18 protein-coding genes and 4 tRNA genes are annotated in these 21,644 nt (G+C 22.6%); 9 read left to right on the forward strand and 13 right to left on the reverse strand.

The genetic code is table 11. The annotated features are described in order from the left end of the window. Positions 1 to 187: 187 nt before the first annotated feature. From miaA to pgi, 3 genes are all read right to left on the reverse strand, one after another. Positions 188 to 1,147, reverse strand: a complete 960-nt coding sequence (miaA, locus tag AB4W77_RS02505) for a tRNA (adenosine(37)-N6)-dimethylallyltransferase MiaA (protein ID WP_367681426.1) — start codon at positions 1,145 to 1,147, stop codon at positions 188 to 190. After that, the gene (gene mutL / locus AB4W77_RS02510; protein WP_367681427.1) at positions 1,144 to 2,904 is read right to left on the reverse strand and encodes a DNA mismatch repair endonuclease MutL; all 1,761 of its coding nucleotides are present in this window, start codon (positions 2,902 to 2,904) and stop codon (positions 1,144 to 1,146) included. The genes miaA and mutL overlap by 4 nt, the downstream gene beginning before the upstream one ends. A 223-nt stretch (positions 2,905 to 3,127) precedes the next feature. Continuing rightward, complete coding sequence (pgi, locus tag AB4W77_RS02515) at positions 3,128 to 4,798, reverse strand: glucose-6-phosphate isomerase (protein ID WP_367681428.1); 1,671 nt, start codon at positions 4,796 to 4,798, stop codon at positions 3,128 to 3,130. A gap of 656 nt (positions 4,799 to 5,454) precedes the next feature. Here pgi and orn point away from each other — a divergent pair. Beyond that, positions 5,455 to 6,015 carry an oligoribonuclease gene (gene orn / locus AB4W77_RS02520; RefSeq protein WP_367681429.1) on the forward strand — a complete coding sequence of 187 codons (561 nt, stop codon included), beginning with the start codon at positions 5,455 to 5,457 and terminating at the stop codon, positions 6,013 to 6,015. Positions 6,016 to 6,133: 118 nt separating this feature from the next. Next, positions 6,134 to 6,206, forward strand: a tRNA-Gly gene (locus tag AB4W77_RS02525). Between the two features lie 584 nt (positions 6,207 to 6,790). Here AB4W77_RS02525 and rpmE read toward each other — a convergent pair. Continuing rightward, positions 6,791 to 7,003, reverse strand: coding sequence for a 50S ribosomal protein L31 (gene rpmE / locus AB4W77_RS02530; RefSeq protein ID WP_367681430.1), 213 nt, complete (start codon positions 7,001 to 7,003; stop codon positions 6,791 to 6,793). A 539-nt stretch (positions 7,004 to 7,542) separates the two neighbouring features. On the opposite strand from rpmE, the gene hslV reads away from it, so the two are divergent. From hslV to AB4W77_RS02545, 3 genes are all read left to right on the forward strand, one after another. Continuing rightward, positions 7,543 to 8,073, forward strand: a complete 531-nt coding sequence (gene hslV, locus AB4W77_RS02535) for an ATP-dependent protease subunit HslV (RefSeq protein WP_367681431.1) — start codon at positions 7,543 to 7,545, stop codon at positions 8,071 to 8,073. Between the two features lie 11 nt (positions 8,074 to 8,084). Then, entirely contained in the window at positions 8,085 to 9,419 is a 1,335-nt protein-coding gene (gene hslU / locus AB4W77_RS02540; RefSeq protein WP_367681432.1) for an HslU--HslV peptidase ATPase subunit, read from the forward strand. A 399-nt stretch (positions 9,420 to 9,818) separates the two neighbouring features. Further along, entirely contained in the window at positions 9,819 to 10,565 is a 747-nt protein-coding gene (locus AB4W77_RS02545) for an FAD-binding oxidoreductase (RefSeq protein ID WP_367681433.1), read from the forward strand. Positions 10,566 to 10,809: 244 nt separating this feature from the next. Here AB4W77_RS02545 and AB4W77_RS02550 read toward each other — a convergent pair whose 3' ends face one another. Then, entirely contained in the window at positions 10,810 to 12,030 is a 1,221-nt protein-coding gene (locus tag AB4W77_RS02550; protein WP_367681434.1) for a hypothetical protein, read from the reverse strand. 429 nt (positions 12,031 to 12,459) lie between these two features. Here AB4W77_RS02550 and AB4W77_RS02555 point away from each other — a divergent pair, with 429 nt between their 5' ends. Continuing rightward, positions 12,460 to 13,152: a class I SAM-dependent methyltransferase gene (locus tag AB4W77_RS02555; protein ID WP_367681692.1), complete on the forward strand. Its 693-nt coding sequence runs from the start codon at positions 12,460 to 12,462 to the stop codon at positions 13,150 to 13,152. Positions 13,153 to 13,901: 749 nt separating this feature from the next. Here AB4W77_RS02555 and AB4W77_RS02560 read toward each other — a convergent pair. Continuing rightward, a complete protein-coding gene (locus AB4W77_RS02560; protein ID WP_367681435.1) occupies positions 13,902 to 15,236 on the reverse strand; it encodes an MFS transporter in 1,335 nt (444 codons plus the stop codon). A gap of 206 nt (positions 15,237 to 15,442) precedes the next feature. Further along, positions 15,443 to 16,270 (reverse strand): diaminopimelate epimerase, encoded by an 828-nt coding sequence (gene dapF / locus AB4W77_RS02565; RefSeq protein WP_367681693.1) that lies wholly within the window; start codon positions 16,268 to 16,270, stop codon positions 15,443 to 15,445. A 185-nt stretch (positions 16,271 to 16,455) separates the two neighbouring features. Here dapF and cyaY point away from each other — a divergent pair, with 185 nt between their 5' ends. The 3 genes from cyaY to AB4W77_RS02580 all read left to right on the forward strand — a co-directional run bounded on the left by cyaY (position 16,456) and on the right by AB4W77_RS02580 (position 18,662). Continuing rightward, a complete protein-coding gene (cyaY, locus tag AB4W77_RS02570) occupies positions 16,456 to 16,773 on the forward strand; it encodes an iron donor protein CyaY (protein WP_367681694.1) in 318 nt (105 codons plus the stop codon). Positions 16,774 to 16,976: 203 nt separating this feature from the next. Beyond that, positions 16,977 to 17,903, forward strand: coding sequence for a hydroxymethylbilane synthase (gene hemC, locus AB4W77_RS02575; protein WP_367681436.1), 927 nt, complete (start codon positions 16,977 to 16,979; stop codon positions 17,901 to 17,903). A gap of 15 nt (positions 17,904 to 17,918) precedes the next feature. Then, entirely contained in the window at positions 17,919 to 18,662 is a 744-nt protein-coding gene (locus AB4W77_RS02580) for a uroporphyrinogen-III synthase (protein ID WP_367681437.1), read from the forward strand. A gap of 53 nt (positions 18,663 to 18,715) precedes the next feature. Here the strand turns inward: AB4W77_RS02580 and AB4W77_RS02585 are convergent. The 6 genes from AB4W77_RS02585 to leuD all read right to left on the reverse strand — a co-directional run bounded on the left by AB4W77_RS02585 (position 18,716) and on the right by leuD (position 21,632). Further along, positions 18,716 to 18,789: transfer RNA gene (locus AB4W77_RS02585), tRNA-Pro, on the reverse strand. 14 nt (positions 18,790 to 18,803) lie between these two features. Beyond that, positions 18,804 to 18,879 (reverse strand) — tRNA-His (locus AB4W77_RS02590). Positions 18,880 to 18,917: 38 nt separating this feature from the next. Then, a tRNA-Arg gene (locus AB4W77_RS02595) sits at positions 18,918 to 18,991 on the reverse strand. A 150-nt stretch (positions 18,992 to 19,141) separates the two neighbouring features. After that, positions 19,142 to 20,401 carry a transcription termination factor Rho gene (gene rho / locus AB4W77_RS02600; protein WP_367681438.1) on the reverse strand — a complete coding sequence of 420 codons (1,260 nt, stop codon included), beginning with the start codon at positions 20,399 to 20,401 and terminating at the stop codon, positions 19,142 to 19,144. 197 nt (positions 20,402 to 20,598) lie between these two features. Continuing rightward, positions 20,599 to 20,931, reverse strand: a complete 333-nt coding sequence (gene trxA, locus AB4W77_RS02605; RefSeq protein WP_367681439.1) for a thioredoxin TrxA — start codon at positions 20,929 to 20,931, stop codon at positions 20,599 to 20,601. Between the two features lie 92 nt (positions 20,932 to 21,023). After that, the gene (leuD, locus tag AB4W77_RS02610; protein WP_367681440.1) at positions 21,024 to 21,632 is read right to left on the reverse strand and encodes a 3-isopropylmalate dehydratase small subunit; all 609 of its coding nucleotides are present in this window, start codon (positions 21,630 to 21,632) and stop codon (positions 21,024 to 21,026) included. Between the last annotated feature and the right edge of the window lie 12 nt (positions 21,633 to 21,644).

Genomic DNA, 21,644 nt, shown 5'->3' on the forward strand with positions numbered 1-21,644 from the left:
TAATTAATATTTAAAATAAATAAAAAAATGCATTGATTAATGAAATATATTATTCTTTCATATTTGTGATAATTTTAAAACGTTTTATATACAATAGATTTCAAATTTATTTAAATATATAATTAATATATAACAACATTATTGTTGATAAAAAATAAATATATTTTAAACTATAAAAAAATATATACTAAATAATCATATTAGATTTAAATTTTTTAAAAATATTTAATATTCGATTAACAGATAAACTAACACTATCATTATATACATAATGAATATTATTCCATTTTTTTAACCATGTCATTTGATGTTTGGCTAGGTGACGGGTAGCTCTGATAGATTGTTCTATCATCTCTCTGTAACTTAAATCACCAGATAAAAATTTCCACATCTGATAATATCCTATTCTATTAATAGAACATGAATTAATATTTAAATTTTTTCTATTAAATAAACATTCAACTTCTTTTTCAAATCCTAAATCTAACATTTCTCTAAACCTCAATTCAATATTGTCATATAATAAAAACATATTTCTTGGTATTAATGAAAATTGAATTACTCTATAAGGAAAATTATAAGTAGATTTTTTTATTAATGCAGACAATGTTTTTCCTGAAATTAAAAAAACTTCTAGTGCTCTTATAACTCTTTGTAAATCATTAGGATGAATTCTGTTTGCCGAAATCGGATCTATTTTTTTTAGTTTTTTATGTAAAGCAATCTCACCAATGATTTTTACTTCTTTCAATAAGTGATTACGTAATTCCATATTAGCAGATGGTAATAATGCCAAACCTTCTAACAATACTTTATAATACAACATTGTTCCACCTACCAATAAAGGGATTCTGTTATGATGAACAATATCTGATATTGCTGTTAAAGCATGTTCTTTAAATTCACCTACCGAATAATTTTCTTCTGAATTTTTAATATTAATCAATTTATGCGGTGCCTTTAAAAGTTCTTTTTCAGTAGGTTTAGCTGTTCCGATATTCAAATCCTTGTATATTAAACCTGAATCTACACTAACAATATCTACAGGTAAATAATTTCGCAAAGAAATAGCTACTTTAGTTTTTCCACTTGCAGTTGGACCCATAATAAAAATAACTATAGGTTTATTTGATATAATTTTTATCATGTTCTTAAAAATCTTATTTTTTCATCGAAATTTATTGGTTGAAATAATTCTGAAGGCGGATGTTTTATAAAAATAGGACAAAATTCTTCCATATCTGATAATACTTTCATAATTTTAAAATTATCCCATTTTGTTTTTGATATTTTTATATTTAAAGCAAACCATCTTAATAATGTTTCATAAGTAATATTTTTTTTTAAAAAAATATATGTTAAAAAACATAAAAACAATTTTTTCCAATCTTGTTTTTTTAAAATTAAAGGTATAGATTTTAAATAAAAAAAATGAGAAGTAATAAAAAAATTTAATCCAAATTTTAATAAAATATTTTTATTATTTATGATAGACTCGTATTCTACAGAAGTAATTTTAACTTTAAAAAATTTAGGTAAAATAAACAATTTTATTTTATTATTTTTAGTATTTTTTATATTGCTAATAAAAACTAATCTTTCAACCATAGGAAGAGAAATTAATGCAAATCCTTTAATATTTTCAACCATTAAATAAGAATCATAAATTAAAGATAACAAATACCCAAAACATTTATAAAAATTGTTAAATAAAACATTTTTTTTAAAAAAATACATTTCTTTCCTTTCTTCTTTAATAATTTTACTATCATTTGATATGTTTTTAAAATATTTTTTTTTAAAAATTATATTTTTTTCTTCTTCCTTTTTTCTGAAATAATTTTTACCAGATATTTTAGAATTATCTATTATCCAATCAGTAGATTTAATAACTGCATTTTTCCTATTACTTTTTTTAAAAGCATAAATTATTGCCTGATAAATAAAACCATGAACTAAACGAGATTGATGAAATTTTATTTCAGATTTATTAGGATGAATATTGACATCTATTTGATCATTAGAAATAAAAACATAAAAAATAGAAGAATAAAAAACATTCTTATTAAATATTTCTTTAATACCTTGATGTATTGCATGACGAATAATATGATTGTTTACAATACGATTATTTACATAATGATATCTTTTATTGTTGTAGCAAGAACTTTTTTTAGATAATGAAATCCAACCATAAACACGCATAAATTCATTTTTCAAATCTATTGGTATTAAACTTTGTACAAAATCAAATCCAAATACATTTTGTAATCTATTCTTCTCTTGATTAATATTATCTATTTTAGTGTAATGTTTAATTAATTTATTATCGTGTTTTAATGTAATATCAATATTATTTTTAGATAACACCATACGACGTACTATTTCATGAATTTTAAGAAATTCATTTTTTGTGTTTTTTGTACATTTCCGACGAACAGGAACATTATAAAATAAATCACATACTATTACGCTGGTACCTACAGGATGAGATGTTGGTTTGAATATTAATGGATTATTATATCCTTCTGTATATAATGACCATGCTTCTTCATTTTTTTTAGTACAAGAAATTAAAGTAGTACGGGATATTGAAGTAATGCTTGATAAAGCTTCACCACGAAAACCTAAACTATTTATATTTGCTAAATCATTCAAAGAAGATATTTTACTAGTAGTATGCTGTAATATAGCTATTTTTAAATTTTTTTTATCCATACCTGAACCATTATCAGAAACACTAATGGATTGCAATCCACTTTCTTCAACATTAACAAAAATTTTAGTAGCACCAGAATCAATACTATTTTCTATAAGTTCTTTGATAACTGAACTAGGACTATAAATAATTTCTCCTGCTGCAATTTGATTAATTATTTCCACAGGAAGAATACGAATAACCATGATAAATTCTCATAAAAATATTCATCTTTATACTTAATAAAAAATTAATAATTTTGTTAAAAAAAATATCTTAAAATTTTTTTTTTTAAATTTAAAAAAATTAAATTATTTCTAATAAAAAACATTTTTCTAAAAAAAAAAATATTTTTTATTTTTTATATTTTAAAAACATATTTAATCAATAAATATATTAAAATTAATAATATTGAATATATTTGTTATTTTAATTCCGTTTTTGATTTTTATTTATCCATATATTATAAAAATTAATTAAACCATTTGTAGATATATCATAATTTATATTTTTTTTATTTTTTTTGAGGTCGTATAAAATTTTATCAGCTACTTTTTTACCTAATTCAACTCCCCACTGATCAAAACTAAAAATATTAAATATTATACCTTGAGTAAAAATTTTATGTTCATACATTGCAATTAATACTCCTAAAGTATAAGGTGTAATTTTTCTTAATAAAATTGAATTTGTTGGAATATTTCCTTTAATATTTTTATATTGAAACATATGTGTTGATTCTTTCAAATCAACATTAGAAAATTTTTCATCATTTTTTTGAATATTTTTCGCTATATTGCCAAATGCCAACGTTTTAGTTTGTGCAAAAAAATTAGACAATAATTTTTCATGATGATCATGTAACATATGATGGCTAATAATCGGAGCAATAAAATCACAAGGTATTAATTTAGTACCTTGATATATTAATTGATAAAAAGCATGTTGACCATTTGTTCCAGGTGTTCCCCAAATAATTGGTCCTGTTTGATACGAAATATTTTCCCCATTACGGTCTATATTTTTTCCATTAGATTCCATATTACCTTGTTGTAAATAAGCAGGAAAAAGATGCATATTTTGATCATATGGGAAAATTGCTTCTGTTTCTGCACAAAAAAAATTATTATACCAAATACCAATAAGAGCCAACAATACTGGAATATTTTTATCAAATGGAGTTTGATAAAAATGCATATCCATATCATAAGCACCTTTTAATAATTTGGAAAAATTTTTAAAACCAATAGATAGTACAATAGATAAACCAACAGAAGACCAAAGAGAATAACGACCTCCTACCCAATCCCAAAATGTAAAAACATTTTTCGCATGAATTCCAAAATTTATTACTTTTTCAGTGTTCGTCGATACAGCAACAAAATGTTGTCTGATATTATTTTTATCAGTTGTAAATTTTAAAAACCAATTTCTAGCAGTATATGCATTTGTCATTGTTTCTTGAGTTGTGAAAGTTTTCGAAATAATAATAAATAATGTAGTATCATAAGATATTTTTTTTAGTACTTCAGAAATCTCTATACCATCTATATTTGATACATAATGCATATTTAAATGATTCTTATAAGGACGAAGAGACTCTGTAACCATACGGGGACCTAAATCAGAACCTCCAATTCCAATATTTACTATATCAGTAATTTTTTTACCGGTACATCCTTTCCAATCACCGTTGATTATTTTTTCAGAAAAATTCTTCATTTTTTTTAAAATAAAATTAATATCTAACATAATATTTTTACCATCTAACATAATTGGACAATTAATTTTATTTCTTAAAGCTATATGTAAAACAGCACGATTTTCAGTTCTATTTATTTTATCTCCTTGAAACATAGCTTTGATGGCACTATATAAATTTATTTCTTTAACTAAATTTAACAGTTTTAGTATAGTTTCATCAGTAATTAAATTTTTAGAAAAATCAACTAAAATTTCATCATTAAAACATAACGAAAACTTTTTAAAACGTTGATTATCTTTTAAAAATAAATCCGATATATGCATATTTTTTATAATTTTATAATGATTCTTTAATTCTTTCCAAGCAATAGTTTCAACAGGATTAATATTTTTCATACTTACTCTTTAATATTTAAAATAGCTATTGATGTACATATTCATTTAAAATAAATATCAAATTTTATATCTATAAAATATTTTCTAATATTATACTAGATATCAATCTTTAATTTATTTAAATAACTATTTTATATTGTAATGATCAATGCATAAATGTAAAATAAAAATAAAATTTTATATTAATGAAAATTAATAAAATAAAACATTTAATACCATTAAAATTTTCCTATATACACTTTATTTTATTCAGGAAAAATATAATAAAACAACGTTCCCGATATTTTTAATTATCTTATAAATAAATTATTTTATATTCTTACGTTAAAATATACACGTTTTTATTTTATTATTACTAAAATCAATTAATATATATCAACATTAATTAAACTCAATATTTTTAATAAAATAAAAAACTATATTTATGTATTTTTTTATGTTAATTCTATTAATTTTATTAGAAAATTCAATAATAAATATTTTTTATAATAAAATTTATACACAAATACTAAACTATTAATGATTAAAAAACACTTCTTATATACTTAAATACATAAAATAATTTTATATTTAAGATATATTTATATAATAAATATATTAAGTAATGTTTAGTAAAATAAAATTATATAAGTATATACAAGGAATTAAAAATAAAAATGGATAAAAAAAATAATCTTATTTGGCTTGATTTAGAAATGACAGGACTTGATCCAAATAAAAATAGAATTATTGAAATTGCCACTATAATTACAGATAAAAAATTAAATACTTTATCTATAGGACCTGAAATAGCAATTCACCAATCTTCAATAACACTAAAAAATATGGATAAATGGAATATAAAAACACACAAAAAAAATGGTTTAATTAAAAAAGTAGAACAAAGTTTATATAACGAACAATTCGCCGAAAATAAAACAATCAATTTTTTAAAAAAATGGACTTTGTGTAATACTTCTCCAATGTGTGGTAACAGTATTCATCACGATAGATGTTTTTTATCTAAATATATGCCAAAATTAGAAAAATATTTCCATTACAGGAATATTGATGTCAGTACTATTAAAGAAATAATCCTTTTATGGAAACCCGATATTGTAAAAAAATATGTAAAGGAAAATAATCATTCAGCATTGCAAGACGTTAAAAGTTCAATACAAGAATTATTGTATTATCGTAAGTACTTTTTAAACAATAATATCCTTAAATCACATTAAAAAATTAATTTTAATTTATTTATAATTAATAAAACTTGAATACATATCAATATTTTTATATAATATTAAACATATTTAATAAAATTTTTGATTTTTTAAATAAAAATATTAAAATTATGCGGGAATAGCTCAGTTGGTAGAGTACAACCTTGCCAAGGTTGGGGTCGCGAGTTCGAATCTCGTTTCCCGCTATTAATTTTTACGTTAAATGATAGTATTTAACATAAAATATGTAAAATATTACGTACTTTAATTTATTTTGAATTGAAATTCCATTTTATAAATAAAAAAATTAACTTATTAAAATTATAACATTGGTTTCTTAGTTTTATATCATAAAAATATCTTATTTATCATTTGTAACTAAAAAATAAAAAAATAATTATTAATTAAATATACAATAAAATTTAAAAAAATATTATGTATAAAATCAATAATTACATTTTAAATAAAAAATTTTATTTTAATTAAAAAACTCGTTATATATAAAATATTTAAAAAAATCAAGATATTTAAAAATTTTAGATTTATACATAAATCTTATCTGAAAAGATCTGGATTTCTTAATTACATAAACCCAGATCTTCCGTACTTACTTATTTAAAAATAAGTTTTATTCAAAATATTCAAAATAAAATTCTATAAAATACTATATACGAAACATTAGAAATTATTTTATAATAAACAATATCTGTAATTAATATTTTATACTTAATAAAAATATATTGTTATATTTCTTTTAATTTTTGTTGAAAATATTTTTTTAATAAAAAAATTATATCTTGTTAATCATTTTAAAACGTTTATTAAATTTTTCTATTTGCCCTCCTGTATCTAATATTCTCTGTTTTCCTGTATAAAAAGGATGACATTTAGAACATACGTCAAGATTAATATTCTTGTTAACAGTAGAAAAAAATAAAATTATATTACCACAAGAACATGTTGCTGTAATTTTTTGATAATTGGGATGAATTTTTTTTTTCATATCACACCTACATTGAAATTATGTATGAAATATAATATATATATATTTTACTCATATAAAATTAATATTAATTAATACATATCTAAACATTAATATAGTATATTAATACTATCTTAAGAAAGAAACTGCAAATAAAATAATATAGTAAAAATTGTATATTTATAAAAAATAAAATTAAAATTTATATCTGAGTGAAAATAATAATAAATTATAAAAATACTTAGTATATTAATACTAATTAAATAATTACTTTTAAAAATAGTTACTTTTTTTTATTTTTTAAAAGTAAAAAATAAAAATTAATATTTAATTAATTCTAAAAAATGAAAAATTAAAAATCATTTTTTTCAAAAATAAAATATGTAAATTTATATAAATAATAACAATCTTTTGAAATTTATATCTTATGTACTTTTTCTTTTAATTTTTTTAGATTAATTTAGATCATTAGATTAATTATATTTTTATATTTCACTACAATATTAAATTAAATTTCAAGTATACTAGATACATTATTTTTATAATTCAGGATTTAATTCGTGACAACTATTTTAAGCATTCGATTAAAAGATAAAGTAGTTATTGGTGGAGATGGACAAGCTACTTTAGGCAATACTATTATGAAAAGAAACGTGAAAAAAGTAAGATCTCTTTATCATAAAAAAATAATAGCGGGATTTGCTGGTGGAACTGCTGATGCTTTTACATTATTTGAATTATTTGAAAAAAAATTAGCGATGTATCAAGGAAAATTATTACGATCAGCTATTGAATTAGCAAAAGATTGGAGAACTGATCGTATATTGCGAAAATTAGAAGCTTTATTAGCTGTCGCAGATAAAGAAACATCATTAATTATTACAGGAAATGGAGATGTTATTCAACCAGAAAACGATCTAATAGCCATTGGTTCAGGTGGACCTTATGCACAAGCAGCAGCAATAGCTTTACTAGAAAATAGTTTGCTTTCCGCTAACCAAATTGTAAAAAAATCACTTTATATTGCCGCTGATATCTGCATATATACAAATAATAATTTTACTATTAAAGAATTACCTTCAGAAAAGTAAGGATTATCCCCATGTCTGAAATGACTCCTCGCGAGATCGTCAGAGAACTTAACAAATTCATTATCGGTCAAGTAAAAGCAAAACGTGCTGTAGCCATCGCTTTACGTAACCGTTGGCGACGCATGCAACTCAATAATGAACTAAAATGTGAAATTACACCTAAAAATATATTAATGATTGGACCTACCGGTGTTGGTAAGACAGAAATAGCTAGAAGATTAGCAAAGTTAGCAGATTCTCCATTTATAAAAATAGAAGCTACTAAATTCACAGAAGTTGGATATGTTGGTAAAGAAGTCGATTCTATTATTCGCGATTTGACAGACATTGCTATTAAAATAGTACGTATGCAAACTATAAAAAAAAATAACAACCATGTCAACGAAAAAGTAGAAGATAGAATATTAGATATATTAGTTCCCACTGTAAAAAAAAATTGGAAAGAATCCGACGATTCCAATCAACCTTCCAGTACTATTCAAATTTTTCGAAAAAAATTACGTAACGGTGAATTAGATGAAAAAGAAATTGAAATTAATATAGCAACTCATCCAATGGGAGTTGAAATTATGGCTCCGCCTGGTATGGAAGAATTAACAGGTCAATTACAATCTCTATTTCAAAATCTAGGAGGGAATAAAAAGAGTATTAGAAAATTAAAAATAAAAGATGCTATTAAATTATTGAAAGAAGAAGAAGGAAATAAATTAATTAATCAAGAAGAATTAAAAAAATCTGCTATAAACGCTGTAGAACAACAAGGTATTGTATTCATCGATGAAATCGATAAAATTTGCAAACGTAGTAGTTCTTCTTCAGGACCAGATGTTTCACGTGAAGGAGTGCAACGTGATTTATTACCTTTGATAGAAGGATGTACAATATCAACTAAATATGGTATGGTAAAAACTGATCATATTTTATTTATTGCTTCTGGTGCTTTTCAAACTACTACTCCATCTGATCTCATTCCAGAATTACAAGGTCGACTACCTATTCGTGTGGAATTAAAAGCTCTAACTGTAAGCGATTTTGAAAGAATATTAATAGAACCTACTACTTCCATTATTATGCAATATAAAGCTTTAATGAAAACAGAAGGAGTAACGATTAATTTTACTCCTGAAGGAATACGTCGTATAGCTGAAACAGCATGGCAAGTAAATGAATCCATGGAAAATATTGGAGCTCGTCGTTTATACACTGTATTAGAACGTTTAACCGAAGATATATCGTTTCATGCTAGTGAAAAAAATGGAGAAATTATTAATATTGATCATGATTATGTAAGACAACATTTAGATAAATTAATATCAAACGAAGATCTCAGTAAATTTGTTTTGTAATTCTTTAATAAAACTATTATTAGCTTTCCTATATTAGTGATTTATCTAAAATAGGAAAGTTATTCCTAAAAGAATAAAATATATTCAAAACAAATAAGTTTAAATTAATAATTTATATTTTAAATCTAATATCAAAAATATTAATCAGTACTAAATAAAATATATTTAATTTATTTTTTCTTAATAAATATAAAAATATTCCTATTTTTTAGATTTTATATTTCCTTTGCTAATTGTTTTACATGATGATTAACATCATTTTTTAGATAACAATATTTATTATCAATTTTTTAAATATTATATTGTATTTTTAATAACAATATTATTAGTGAAAATTATATAAAAAATAAAATTTAAATATATTTTTAATTTAATATTATATAAAAATAGGAATTTAAAATGACACAATGGATAACAGGAAAAATATTAAAAATAAAAAAATGGAATTCACATTTATTTAGCATAGTATTACATGCACCAATTAAACCATTTGTTGCTGGACAATTTACTAAATTATCTTTTAAAAACGAAAAAAAAATACAACGTGCTTATTCATATGTTAATGCACCTGATAATAAAAATATAGAATTTTATATAATATTAGTTAAATCAGGGAAAATGACGCACAAACTATACAACTTAATACCAAATGATGAAATTTTAATTACAAAAGAATCTTTTGGTTTTTTTACTATATCAGAAATACCTGAATGTAAAAATTTATGGATGTTTGCAACAGGAACAGGTATCGGCCCTTATTTATCGATATTACAAGATAAAAAAGATAAAATTAAAAAATTTAAAAATATTATATTAATACATGCTGTACGATACATTGATGAATTGAATTACACTCCTCTTATAAATAAATTGAAAAAAAAATATGAAGGGCAATTACATACTCATAATATTATCAGTCGAGAAAAAACAGATAACTCGCTTATGGGTAGAATTCCAAATTTAATAAAAAATCAAGAATTAGAAAATAAAGTAGGACTTGAATTAAATTCTAATTGTTCGCATGTTATGTTGTGTGGAAATCCCAACATGGTTCGAGATACGCAAAAAATTCTTTTAGAAATTAAGAATATGCGAAAACATTATCGTCGTAATCCTGGACATATAACTAGTGAAAATTATTGGTAACTTATAAATTTTGTTTTTCTGACTGATCCAGATATATTATATCTAAAATTATTAAGTTTATCTAAGATATAATTTTTAAATAAATTTTTGATAATAAATATCTAACTATTTTAATAATATAAAATTAGTCTAATAGGAATATAAATTCCATTTTATATTCCTATTTTTTTATTTAATAAATATATATAAATTTTTTAATATTAATATTTTAAAAAAATTAATATAAAATATTAATTTATTTTATTTATTCAATAAAAGCAGCATATGTAATTTCAGGTTCAGAATTTTTTGATATTAAAATTTTTGTTTTAATACCAAGAATATTATATCTACTAACAGAATTTTTATCAAGAGGCATTAATTCTGCTGTATTTGTTGCTGTTAATTCAAATTTTCCATTGTTTAATTCTTGAACATTATATGAAATTACAGGTCTTTTTTGTTCACATTCAGATAAATCTGGATGTCTAGAATAAACGTCATAATAAGCTTGAGTAAAAATATCAGGGTTTAAATATGCAGAAAGCAATTGTCTAGATTCAAGATTTGGTATTATTTTCTTAAATGAATATAACATTGACATTGGTGATGATTTACGAACTTTATTTCCATTAACAGTCAATAACGCGTTATCTCCTAAATAAATAAAATTCTTATCTAATTTTTTTGTATTTTTTAATGCATAAAAATTATCTTGATATTGGTTTGCAAAATTTACAGCTTGTACGGATGAATTTAATTTATTTAGTGGCTTCCAAATAACAAGATATTTTCGGTTTTCACCTGTAAAAATTTCTTTTTGATATTCAGGTTCATAAAGAGATACGTTATTTATGGAATTTTCTTTCTCTGGTAATATATTGTTGCTACTTATATCATCTGTAAATTTTATTTTATTATTATGATTTTTATTTGTAGATATATTTTCTTTCTGTCCTAATATTTTATTAATCATTTTTTCATCAAATATTTTGTTTACTGATGGTTTATTAAAATGATGTATAAATTTATGAATTATTTTCTTAGTAAAAGAAATAGAAGAATTTAAAGTCAATTCTCCTAAATTTATTAATTTTTTAGCAACCTTTGTAACTTTATTATTATTTTTGTTTATTTCTGTAGATGTAAGTGAAATGAATTTATGAGTTGGATCATCTGAAATAAAATCACTTATATATTTTTTTATTTTTAATATATCCGCATTTGACGAACTGTAGCGACTAATATCTTTTCTTACAATTTTATGTTTTTTAATTAAAGGCATATTACTAGTAGATATACTATAAAGATCAGATTTATTTTCAGAAACTAAGTTTACTGAAGTATCTTTTTGCAAAGAAATAGATGAAGAATCTTTTTCATCTTTATTTTTAATGTATGCTTTAATTTTTTTATTTTCTTCTATTCTTACTTTATGTTTTAAATCAAAGAATTGTGTTTGACTTGAAAATGTTACGGATGACATAATGTTATGTCCTCTTTTTATTCTTTATTCTTCCTTTTTACTTGAATTTAGTTTTTTAGTCAAGTTATCAGAGATCGAATTAATTAAAAATATTCTTTTTTTTTTTAAAATTAAATAAAATTAATACTTTTTTTACATTCTTTTGATGCAAAAACATTTACTAACAAAAGGATTTCTTATATATATACAATATTATTTTTTTTAATAATTAATTTTTAATAAATATAAATTTTAATTGAATTAATATTCATATATGATAATAAAAATTAATTATTTAAAATTTGATATTTTCAAAATATGTAAATATAATAAAATTATATTTTTTATCATATACAATTAAAAAACTAATTTTCTTAGATAAAAATTAATAATTAATAATATTTAAAATATGAAAATTTATATAATAGATGAATCTTTAAAAAAAAAAATATCACAAATAAATGGGGATTAAAACATGATCCATCATCAATTATGGCTTTAATTATAAAAAAAAATAGATTAGAAATATTTAAAAGAGATGAACCTCATTTAGGTAATTTTTGGATCGATTTTGCTAACAAAAAAATGGTATATCGAATAAAAAGTTGCTTACTTAAGAAAGAGGCTATAAGAAAAGCAGTTGGAATTAAAGATAATTATCATCCTAACGTTTTAGATGCAACAGCTGGATTAGGTAAAGATGCTTTTATATTAGCTGCTTTAGGTTGTCAAGTTTGTATGATAGAAAGAAATCCAATTATTGCTGCTTTATTAGATGATGCCTTACAAAGAAATTATAAAAATCATACGATTAATACGTTACTTAAAAAAAAAATGAGCTTGATTTATGACTCTAGTTTTAATATAATAAAAATATTGAAATTAAAACCAGATATTATATATCTAGATCCAATGTATCCTATTTCAAAAAAAAATACAGTTAAAAAAGATATGTATTTTTTAAGATCATTAATTGGAAATGATCAAGACTCTGAAAAATTATTAAAATTATCTAGAAAATTTTCTAAAAAACGTGTAATTGTAAAAAGACCACGTCATGCCAATTATCTGTCAGGAATAAAATCTACATTTAGTATTCTGTCGAGAAAACATCGTTTCGATATTTATTCTCCATTACAATAATATGATTATATTTGTACCAATATGAAATATATTTCATATTAAAAAATTGAATTTCTTAAAATAAATATCAATTTTCGTATTTTATTTACTTAAACAAAAAATAAATAGTGAGAGTATTTTTTTAAAATGTCATTTTTACTTAAAAGTTTTTAAAAAATATTTTTAATATTCTAAAATTATAATTTACATATACGTATAAAAATATATGTGAAAATTTATTCATAAAAAGTAAAATAATTAAGTGATACAAAATATCTATAAATATTTTGTTAATTTATCTATTTTTTTTAAAAAAGAATAATCTTTTATATCAACAATATCGTTAAATAAAAAATTTTTAGCTCATAAAAAAGTAGATAATAATTTAAAGATAACATGGATTATACATTTTTTCTTGTTAATATTACAAATTAAATAATATTAACAAGAACAATTTAATTATTTTCCATATTATAAATGTAATATTAAATAAAATTACTTTTAATTATTAAAAAATTAAAGATATTAATTACTTCTTAATACGCTAAAAAATTACATATATAGTTATACTTTTATTTAAAAAATAAAAAAAATTATATTTTGAATGAGTAGCTTTCTTAATAATATCATTATATAAAAATAAAATTAATTTAAAAAATATTCTTTAACAAGCAAATAAAATTATTATTTATATCATTATTTTATATATAAAAAAATAATTTTACGTAAATCATATTATTTATTAAATAAAATTAAATTTAAAATAAATATCATTGATTATTTTTTTCTATGCGATCTAATCGTATAGCTAAAAAAATTCCTAAAATTAAAATACTAAAAATAAATAAAGAAATACTAGTCCATCCACCGGAAAACCAAAAGAAACCTCCGCAAGTACCAACAATACTGGATCCTAAATAATAAAAAAATAAATATAAAGATGATGTTTGTGCTTTACTAACAGTGGTGTGATGTCCTATCCAACTACTGGCTACAGAATGTGCTGCGAAAAAACCTGCTGCAAATAATATCAAACCGGTAAAAATAAAATATAATTGATTAGATAATGTTATAAACAAACCTGATATCATTAACAATAAAGCACTAATTAATACAATTCCTTTATTGTATTTCTCAGTTAAAATACCAGCTTGTGGTGAACTATATACACCTATCAAATAAAATAAAGATAAAAATCCAATAATAGTTTGATTAATATAAAAAGGAGATAACATCAATCGATATCCGACATAATTAAATAAAGTAACGAAACTACCCATAATAATAAAACCTATAAAAAATAGTTTTGATAATGCTGGATCTTTACATTGTAATAAAAAATCAAAAAACAATTTTCTTGTATTTAAAGGAGAACTGTTAAAATTTTTTGAATTCGGCAAAAAATATAAAAATAAACCAGCAGTTATTAAAGCACTAATTCCTATTACTCTTAAAGCAATTTCCCAAGAAAAATAAGTAGCTAAAATACTCGTTAAAAATCTACCTAAACATCCGCCTATAGTATTTCCGCTAATATATAAACCCATAGAAAAAGCTAAAAAAATTGGATCTATTTCTTCACTTAAATACGTCATAGCAACAGCTACTACTCCACTTAAAGCCAATCCAGTTAAAGATCTCATGATAATCATAGCTTCCCAACTATGCACAGTTGAACAAAATATAGTACAAAAAGCAGCCAGAAATAAAGAAATAGACATAATTTTTTTACGACCTAAAAAATCCGATAAAGGTCCTGTAAAAAGCATACCAATTGCCATCATACTAGTTGCTGAAGATAAAGATAAACTACTTTGAGCTGGACTTAAATGAAATTTTTCAGAAAATAAAGGTAAAATAGGCTGTACACAATATAAAATAGCAAATGTAGATAAACCTGCTGAAAAAAACGCTAAAATTACTTCTTTAAATTTTTTAGTTCCTTTTTTTATATATACTTTTTCTTTTTTTGCAATGGATCGATTTAATTTTAACGGTATTTTATTTTTTTGAATATATATTCCTGATTTTAAATTTAAATACTTTTTTTTTACATACAGAAGAATTTTCTTCTTAAGAATCCTCATAGGAAGGAAACAACACATAATATATTCTCTAATATAAATTATTGATAAATATAAATTAAAATGTTTTATTATAACAAATAATATCAAAATTTTAAAAAATCTATAAATATTACTGTTTTCTCTTTTATATACGTTGATTAATTTTATAAATATATATTTAAAATATATAGTTTTTTATTAAAAAATTGAGATAAGATTAAAAATTCAATTTTTAGTAAAAGTTATTACAAGAAAATATATCCATCATATACATGTGTCGCAGGTCCTGTCATATACATATCATTACCTAATCCTTTCCAAGTAATATATAAATCACCACCAGATAAAGACACTTTTACTTGTTCAGATAACAATTTATTATAAATCCCCGTTGCTACAGCTGCACATGCTCCACTACCACAAGCTTTTGTTTCTCCAATTCCTCTTTCATATACTCTTAGATTTATTTGACTATTATTAACTATTTCCATAAAACCGACGTTAATTTTATTAGGAAAAACAACATTATTAGATACTAATGAACCTATCGATTCTACTTCATAAGTAGATAAATTTTTAACGATAGTTACACAATGAGGATTACCCATAGATACTATTCCAAATTTTAAATTTTTATCAAAAATTTTTATAGAATAATAATTCTTTTGTACTGTCCATTCGCATGGAATTAATGAAAGATTAAATATAGGTTCTCCCATATTGACTTTTATTTGGTTATTTCCCAATATTTCTAATATCATATGTGTTTTTTTGGTTCTAACAGATATTTTTTTTTTCTTTGTTAATCCTTTTAGATACACAAAATAAGCAAAACACCTCGCACCATTACCACATTGTTCCACTTCACTTCCATCTGCGTTAAAAATACGATAATAAAAATCTATAGTAGGATCTTTTGATTGATTAACCAATAACAATTGATCAAAACCTATTCCTAAATTTCGGTTAGATAAATTACGAATTAATGCTGGTGTAATATTAACTATTTTTTGAGTAATATTATTTATTACCATAAAATCATTACCTAAACCATGCATCTTTGAAAAAAATATCTTATTTTTTTTTAACATATTTAGTATTATTTCATCCTTTACTTAAATTTATTTTTCAATTATTCTGTTTCCAATGAATATATTTCATAAATATTTTATTTTAAATATAAAAATATTGTATATCTATAACACAATAAATTAAAAGATATATAATTACAAAGAATAAGGGGGAAAAAATTAATATAATTAAATTCCATAAAATAGCAGATAAATTAATGTTCTCGATACAAGATGTATTAGATAATTACCTTGGTAACGCTGATATAGATTGTGAAATACAATACCATACTATGACGATACTTTTTGATAACAAAAATAAAATTATCATTAATCGACAAGAATCATTAAAACAAATTTGGTTAGCTACAAAAAGGCATGGATATCATTTTGAATATAAAGAAAAAAAATGGATATGTAATAAATCTAAAAAAAATTTTTGGGATATATTAACTCAAACTTGTGTAGAAGAAAGCAATGAATTGATACAATTTAAAATAAAATAAAAATTATTTATAATAAATTTATATTTTTATTTTAAATAATAGTTATTTTTTTTGATAAATTTATTAATTAGTTGATTATTTATTTATTTACAAGCATTATATTTATTAAAAATTAAGAAACTATATCTATATATATACGAAAATTTTGATAGCATAGAATATTATTACTAAAAAGTATAACTATTTTTCTAAAAAATAAAAAAATGCTAAAAAAAATATTAAGAATTGCTACTAGGAAAAGTCCTTTAGCTTTGTTACAAAGTAATTTTATAAAAAAAATTTTATTATATTTCTATCCTAATTTAATTGTTACATTAATACCAATTGTTACACGCGGTGATATGATTTTGCATCAATCTTTATCAAAAATTGGTGGAAAAGGCCTTTTTATTAAAGAATTAGAATTAGCTTTATTAGAAAATAGGGCAGATATAGCTGTACATTCTATGAAAGATATACCTAATACGATTCCATCGGAGTTATGTTTATCTAGTATTTGTAGTAGAGGCAATGCTTTAGACGCATTAGTTTCCAACAATTATCAATCCATTGATGAATTACCTGAAAAAGCAATAATAGGTACTTCGAGTCCAAGAAGAAAAGCACAATTAATTAGATATCGTCCTGATTTAATTATTCATCCAATACGAGGAAATATTAATACTCGTTTAAAAAAATTAGATGAAGGTAAGTATACAGCTATTATTTTAGCTACAGAAGGATTAAAGAGATTAGGATTAAGAAATCGCATTAGTCAAATTATACCAGCAGAATTATCCCTTCCCTCTTGTGGTCAAGGTGCTATTGGTGTTGAATATAGATTAAAGGACAACAATATCTCTTTGCTTTTAAAAAAAATAAAAGATAAAAATACTGAATTGATTATAAAAGCAGAAAGAGCTTTTTGTAAAAAAATGAATGCTGGATGTCAAATTCCAGTTGCTAGCTACGCTGTTTTAATTAAAAATGAATTGTGGTTAAGAGGTTTAGTATGTTCTCCTGATGGAAAAATATTTCTATCAGGAGAAAAAATAGGTAAACCAAATTTTGGAGAAAATATGGGAAATGAACTTGCTATTGAATTATTGAATAAAGGCGCTTTAAAAATATTAAAAAATATTTTTTTTTGATAAAAATAAAATAAAATGACAATATTAATTACTCGTCCTTTACCAGAAGGTAAAAAATTAGTTTCTATGTTACATGATGTTGGAATTAAATCGTATTTATTGTCTTTAATTAAATTTCGTCCAGGATCTGGATTAAAAAAGTTATTAAATCAAATTAGTCAATTAAAAAATAGAGATATGATTTTCAGTCTTTCTAAACAAGCTATTTATTATACTAATATTTATCTAAATAAAAATAATGTAACATGGCCATCCTTTGTAAAATATTATGCTATTGGTCCTAAAACTGGATCTATATTACATAAATATAGTGGTCATAATATAGTATATCCGAAAAAAAAGTATAACACTGAAGAATTAATAAGTTTATTGAATACAAAAGAAATAAAAAATAAAACAGCTATTATTTTACAAAATAAGTACGGACGAACTTTATTACAAAAAAGACTTATAAATTATGGCGTTAAAGTTAACAAAATAGAATGTTATGAGATTATTTTCAATAATGTTGATGGTGTTAAAATAGGTAAAAAATTAAAAGAAAAAAATATAAAAACATTAGTAATTACCAGTGGTTTAATTTTAAAACAATTTCATAAAATTATTTCAATTTCTGAAACAAACAAATGGATTTTAAATTGTAAAATAATTGTTGTAAGTAATAGAATAGCTAATCTGGCACTTGAACTAGGATGGAATAATATTAAAATAATTTATAATATCAGCAACGAAAAAATTATCAATACTTTAATAAAATAATACTATTTATTATATTTTTTATTCACTAATTTATTTTTTAAAAAAAATAATTATCGGCGAGAGAGGATTTGAACCTCCGACCCACTGGTCCCAAACCAGTTGCGCTACCAAACTGCGCTACTCGCCGAAATTTATATTAATTGGGGTGGTTAATGGGACTTGAACCCATGACCACTGGAATCACAATCCAGCGCTCTACCAACTGAGCTATAACCACCAAAATAATTTTATAAATTAATGCTAACTTAAATACTTTGCGTCCGACAGGATTTGAACCTGAAACCTCTGCCTTCGGAGGGCAGAACTCTATCCAATTGAGCTACGGACGCAAAATTAAATTTATTATTTAAATGAATAATAAAATTATTAAGAAATAATGTCCAGCTTTTTTATAAAAAAAATGGAATAAATATTAATAAATTTATACCTTTTAAAAATAAATTTAAAATTTTTGAATTATGTTATTAATATTAATAACACTAAGATCTTTTCATCATATTAAAAAATTCATCATTGGTTTTAGTCATTGCTAATTTATTAATTAAAAATTCCATGGCATCAATTTCGCTCATCGGATGTATAATTTTTCTTAAAATCCACATTTTTTGAAGTTCTTCAGGTAAAGTTAATAATTCTTCTTTTCTGGTTCCGGAACGATTATAATCAATAGCTGGAAAAACTCTTTTTTCTGAAATTTTCCTTGATAACAGTAATTCCATATTGCCTGTACCTTTAAATTCTTCGTATATTACTTCATCCATTTTAGAACCAGTATCTACTAAAGCAGTTGCAATAATAGTTAAGCTTCCTCCTTCTTCTACGTTACGAGCAGCACCAAAGAAACGTTTAGGTCGATGTAATGCATTGGCATCAACACCACCTGTAAGTACTTTCCCAGACGCAGGAACAACAGTATTATAAGCTCTGGCTAATCGGGTAATAGAATCTAATAGTATAATTACATCTTTTTTATGCTCTACTAATCTTTTTGCTTTTTCAATAACCATTTCAGCTACTTGAACATGTCTAGAAGCGGGTTCATCAAAAGTAGAAGCAACAACTTCTCCTTTAACTAATCTTTGCATTTCTGTCACTTCTTCGGGACGTTCATCAATTAGTAACACCATTAAAACACAATCTGGATGATTATAAGCTATACTTTGAGCAATATTTTGTAACAACATTGTTTTTCCAGCTTTTGGAGGAGCTACTATTAAACCTCTTTGTCCTCTTCCAATAGGAGACGCTAAATCTAAAACACGTGCTGTTAAATCTTCTGTTGAACCGTTTCCCCTTTCCATTCTTAAACGAGAATTAGCGTGTAACGGTGTTAAATTTTCAAATAAAATCTTACTCCTAGCATTTTCTGGTTTATCATAATTTACTTCATTCACTTTAAGAAGAGCAAAATATCTTTCTCCTTCTTTAGGAGGACGAATTTTACCAGAAATGGTATCTCCTGTTCGTAAATTAAATCTACGAATTTGACTAGGAGAAACATATATGTCATCAGGACCAGCTAAATAAGAACTATCAGCTGAACGTAAAAAACCAAAACCATCCTGCAATATTTCTAATACTCCATTTCCAAAAATATCTTCTCCACTTTTAGCATGTTGCTTTAAAATAGAAAAAATAATATCTTGCTTACGCATACGTGCTAAATTTTCCAACCCTATATTTTCGCCAAGAGTAATTAATTCAGAAACCGGCATATTTTTAAGTTCGGTAAGATTCATAATGGTGGGTTCTTAATAAACTTGCGGTAAATATCTAAATGAGGTTTATAATTGATATGGTTATATTATCCATCTTTTTTATATTAATTTGTTAAACAATTAAATTTTTAACATAAATATATTTTATTTTATCATAATTTTTTTAAACAGTCTAGCGGTTCTATATAAATTTTAAAAAACCGCTATTCTATATAAAATTATAATAAATATTTATTTAAAAATGTTTTTAATTGTATTTTAGAAAGTGCACCTATTTTAGTTTTTAGTAGTGTTCCATTTTTAAATAACAACAAAGCAGGAATTCCCCTAATAGAATATTTAGGAGCTGTATTGGGATTTTTATCAATATTTATTTTAGCTACAATTAACTTATCTTGATACTCAGTAGCGATTTCTTCCAAAATAGGAGCTAACATTTTACATGGATTACACCATTCTGCCCAAAAATCAACTAATATAAAATTTTTTTCTTGCAATATATTTTTTTCGAAATTTTCATCATTAACATTGATAATTTTCGTATTATTCATTTTTTTTCCAATTTTTTTAATATTTTGTACTATTATAGTATATATTATTTTTTAAAATATTGATTTATATTATATTTTTATTTGATAAAAAATTATTTTTTTATAAAAAAATCAAATATTTTTTTTTCATATTGAGTTATTTTTTCTTCATTTTTTATTGTTAAATCAATTTGATCCAATTGATGCATAATACAAAATTTATGTAATTCATCAATTTTAAAATAATAAGAGTAATTTTTTGCTAAAATTATATTATTTTGTAAATCTATTGTGAAACTTATATTTGTATAATTTGATGTTATATCAAATAAAGTATTAATTTTTCTTTCAGATAGAATAATTGGTATTAAATGATTATTTAAACAATTATTATAAAATATATCACCGAAACTAGAAGCAATAATGACTTTGAAACCATAATCCATTAAAGCCCATACTGCATGCTCTCGTGAAGAACCGCATCCAAAATTATCTCTAGTTAGTAAAATAGATGATTTTTCATAACGAGAGTCATTTAATATAAAATTTTTATTTATACTTTTACCTGCATTGTCATTAAAACGCCAGTTATAAAATAAATATTTACCAAATCCTTTTTTGTTAATTTTTTTCAAAAATTGTTTTGGAATAATTACATCAGTATCTATATTGGATATATTGATTGGTATCACAATACCGGTATATCGATTTAATAGTGTCATTTTTTTCCTATT

It is taken from the genome of Buchnera aphidicola (Pemphigus immunis) (genome assembly GCF_964059115.1).
In the GTDB taxonomy this organism is placed as follows: domain Bacteria; phylum Pseudomonadota; class Gammaproteobacteria; order Enterobacterales; family Enterobacteriaceae; genus Buchnera_C; species Buchnera_C aphidicola_C.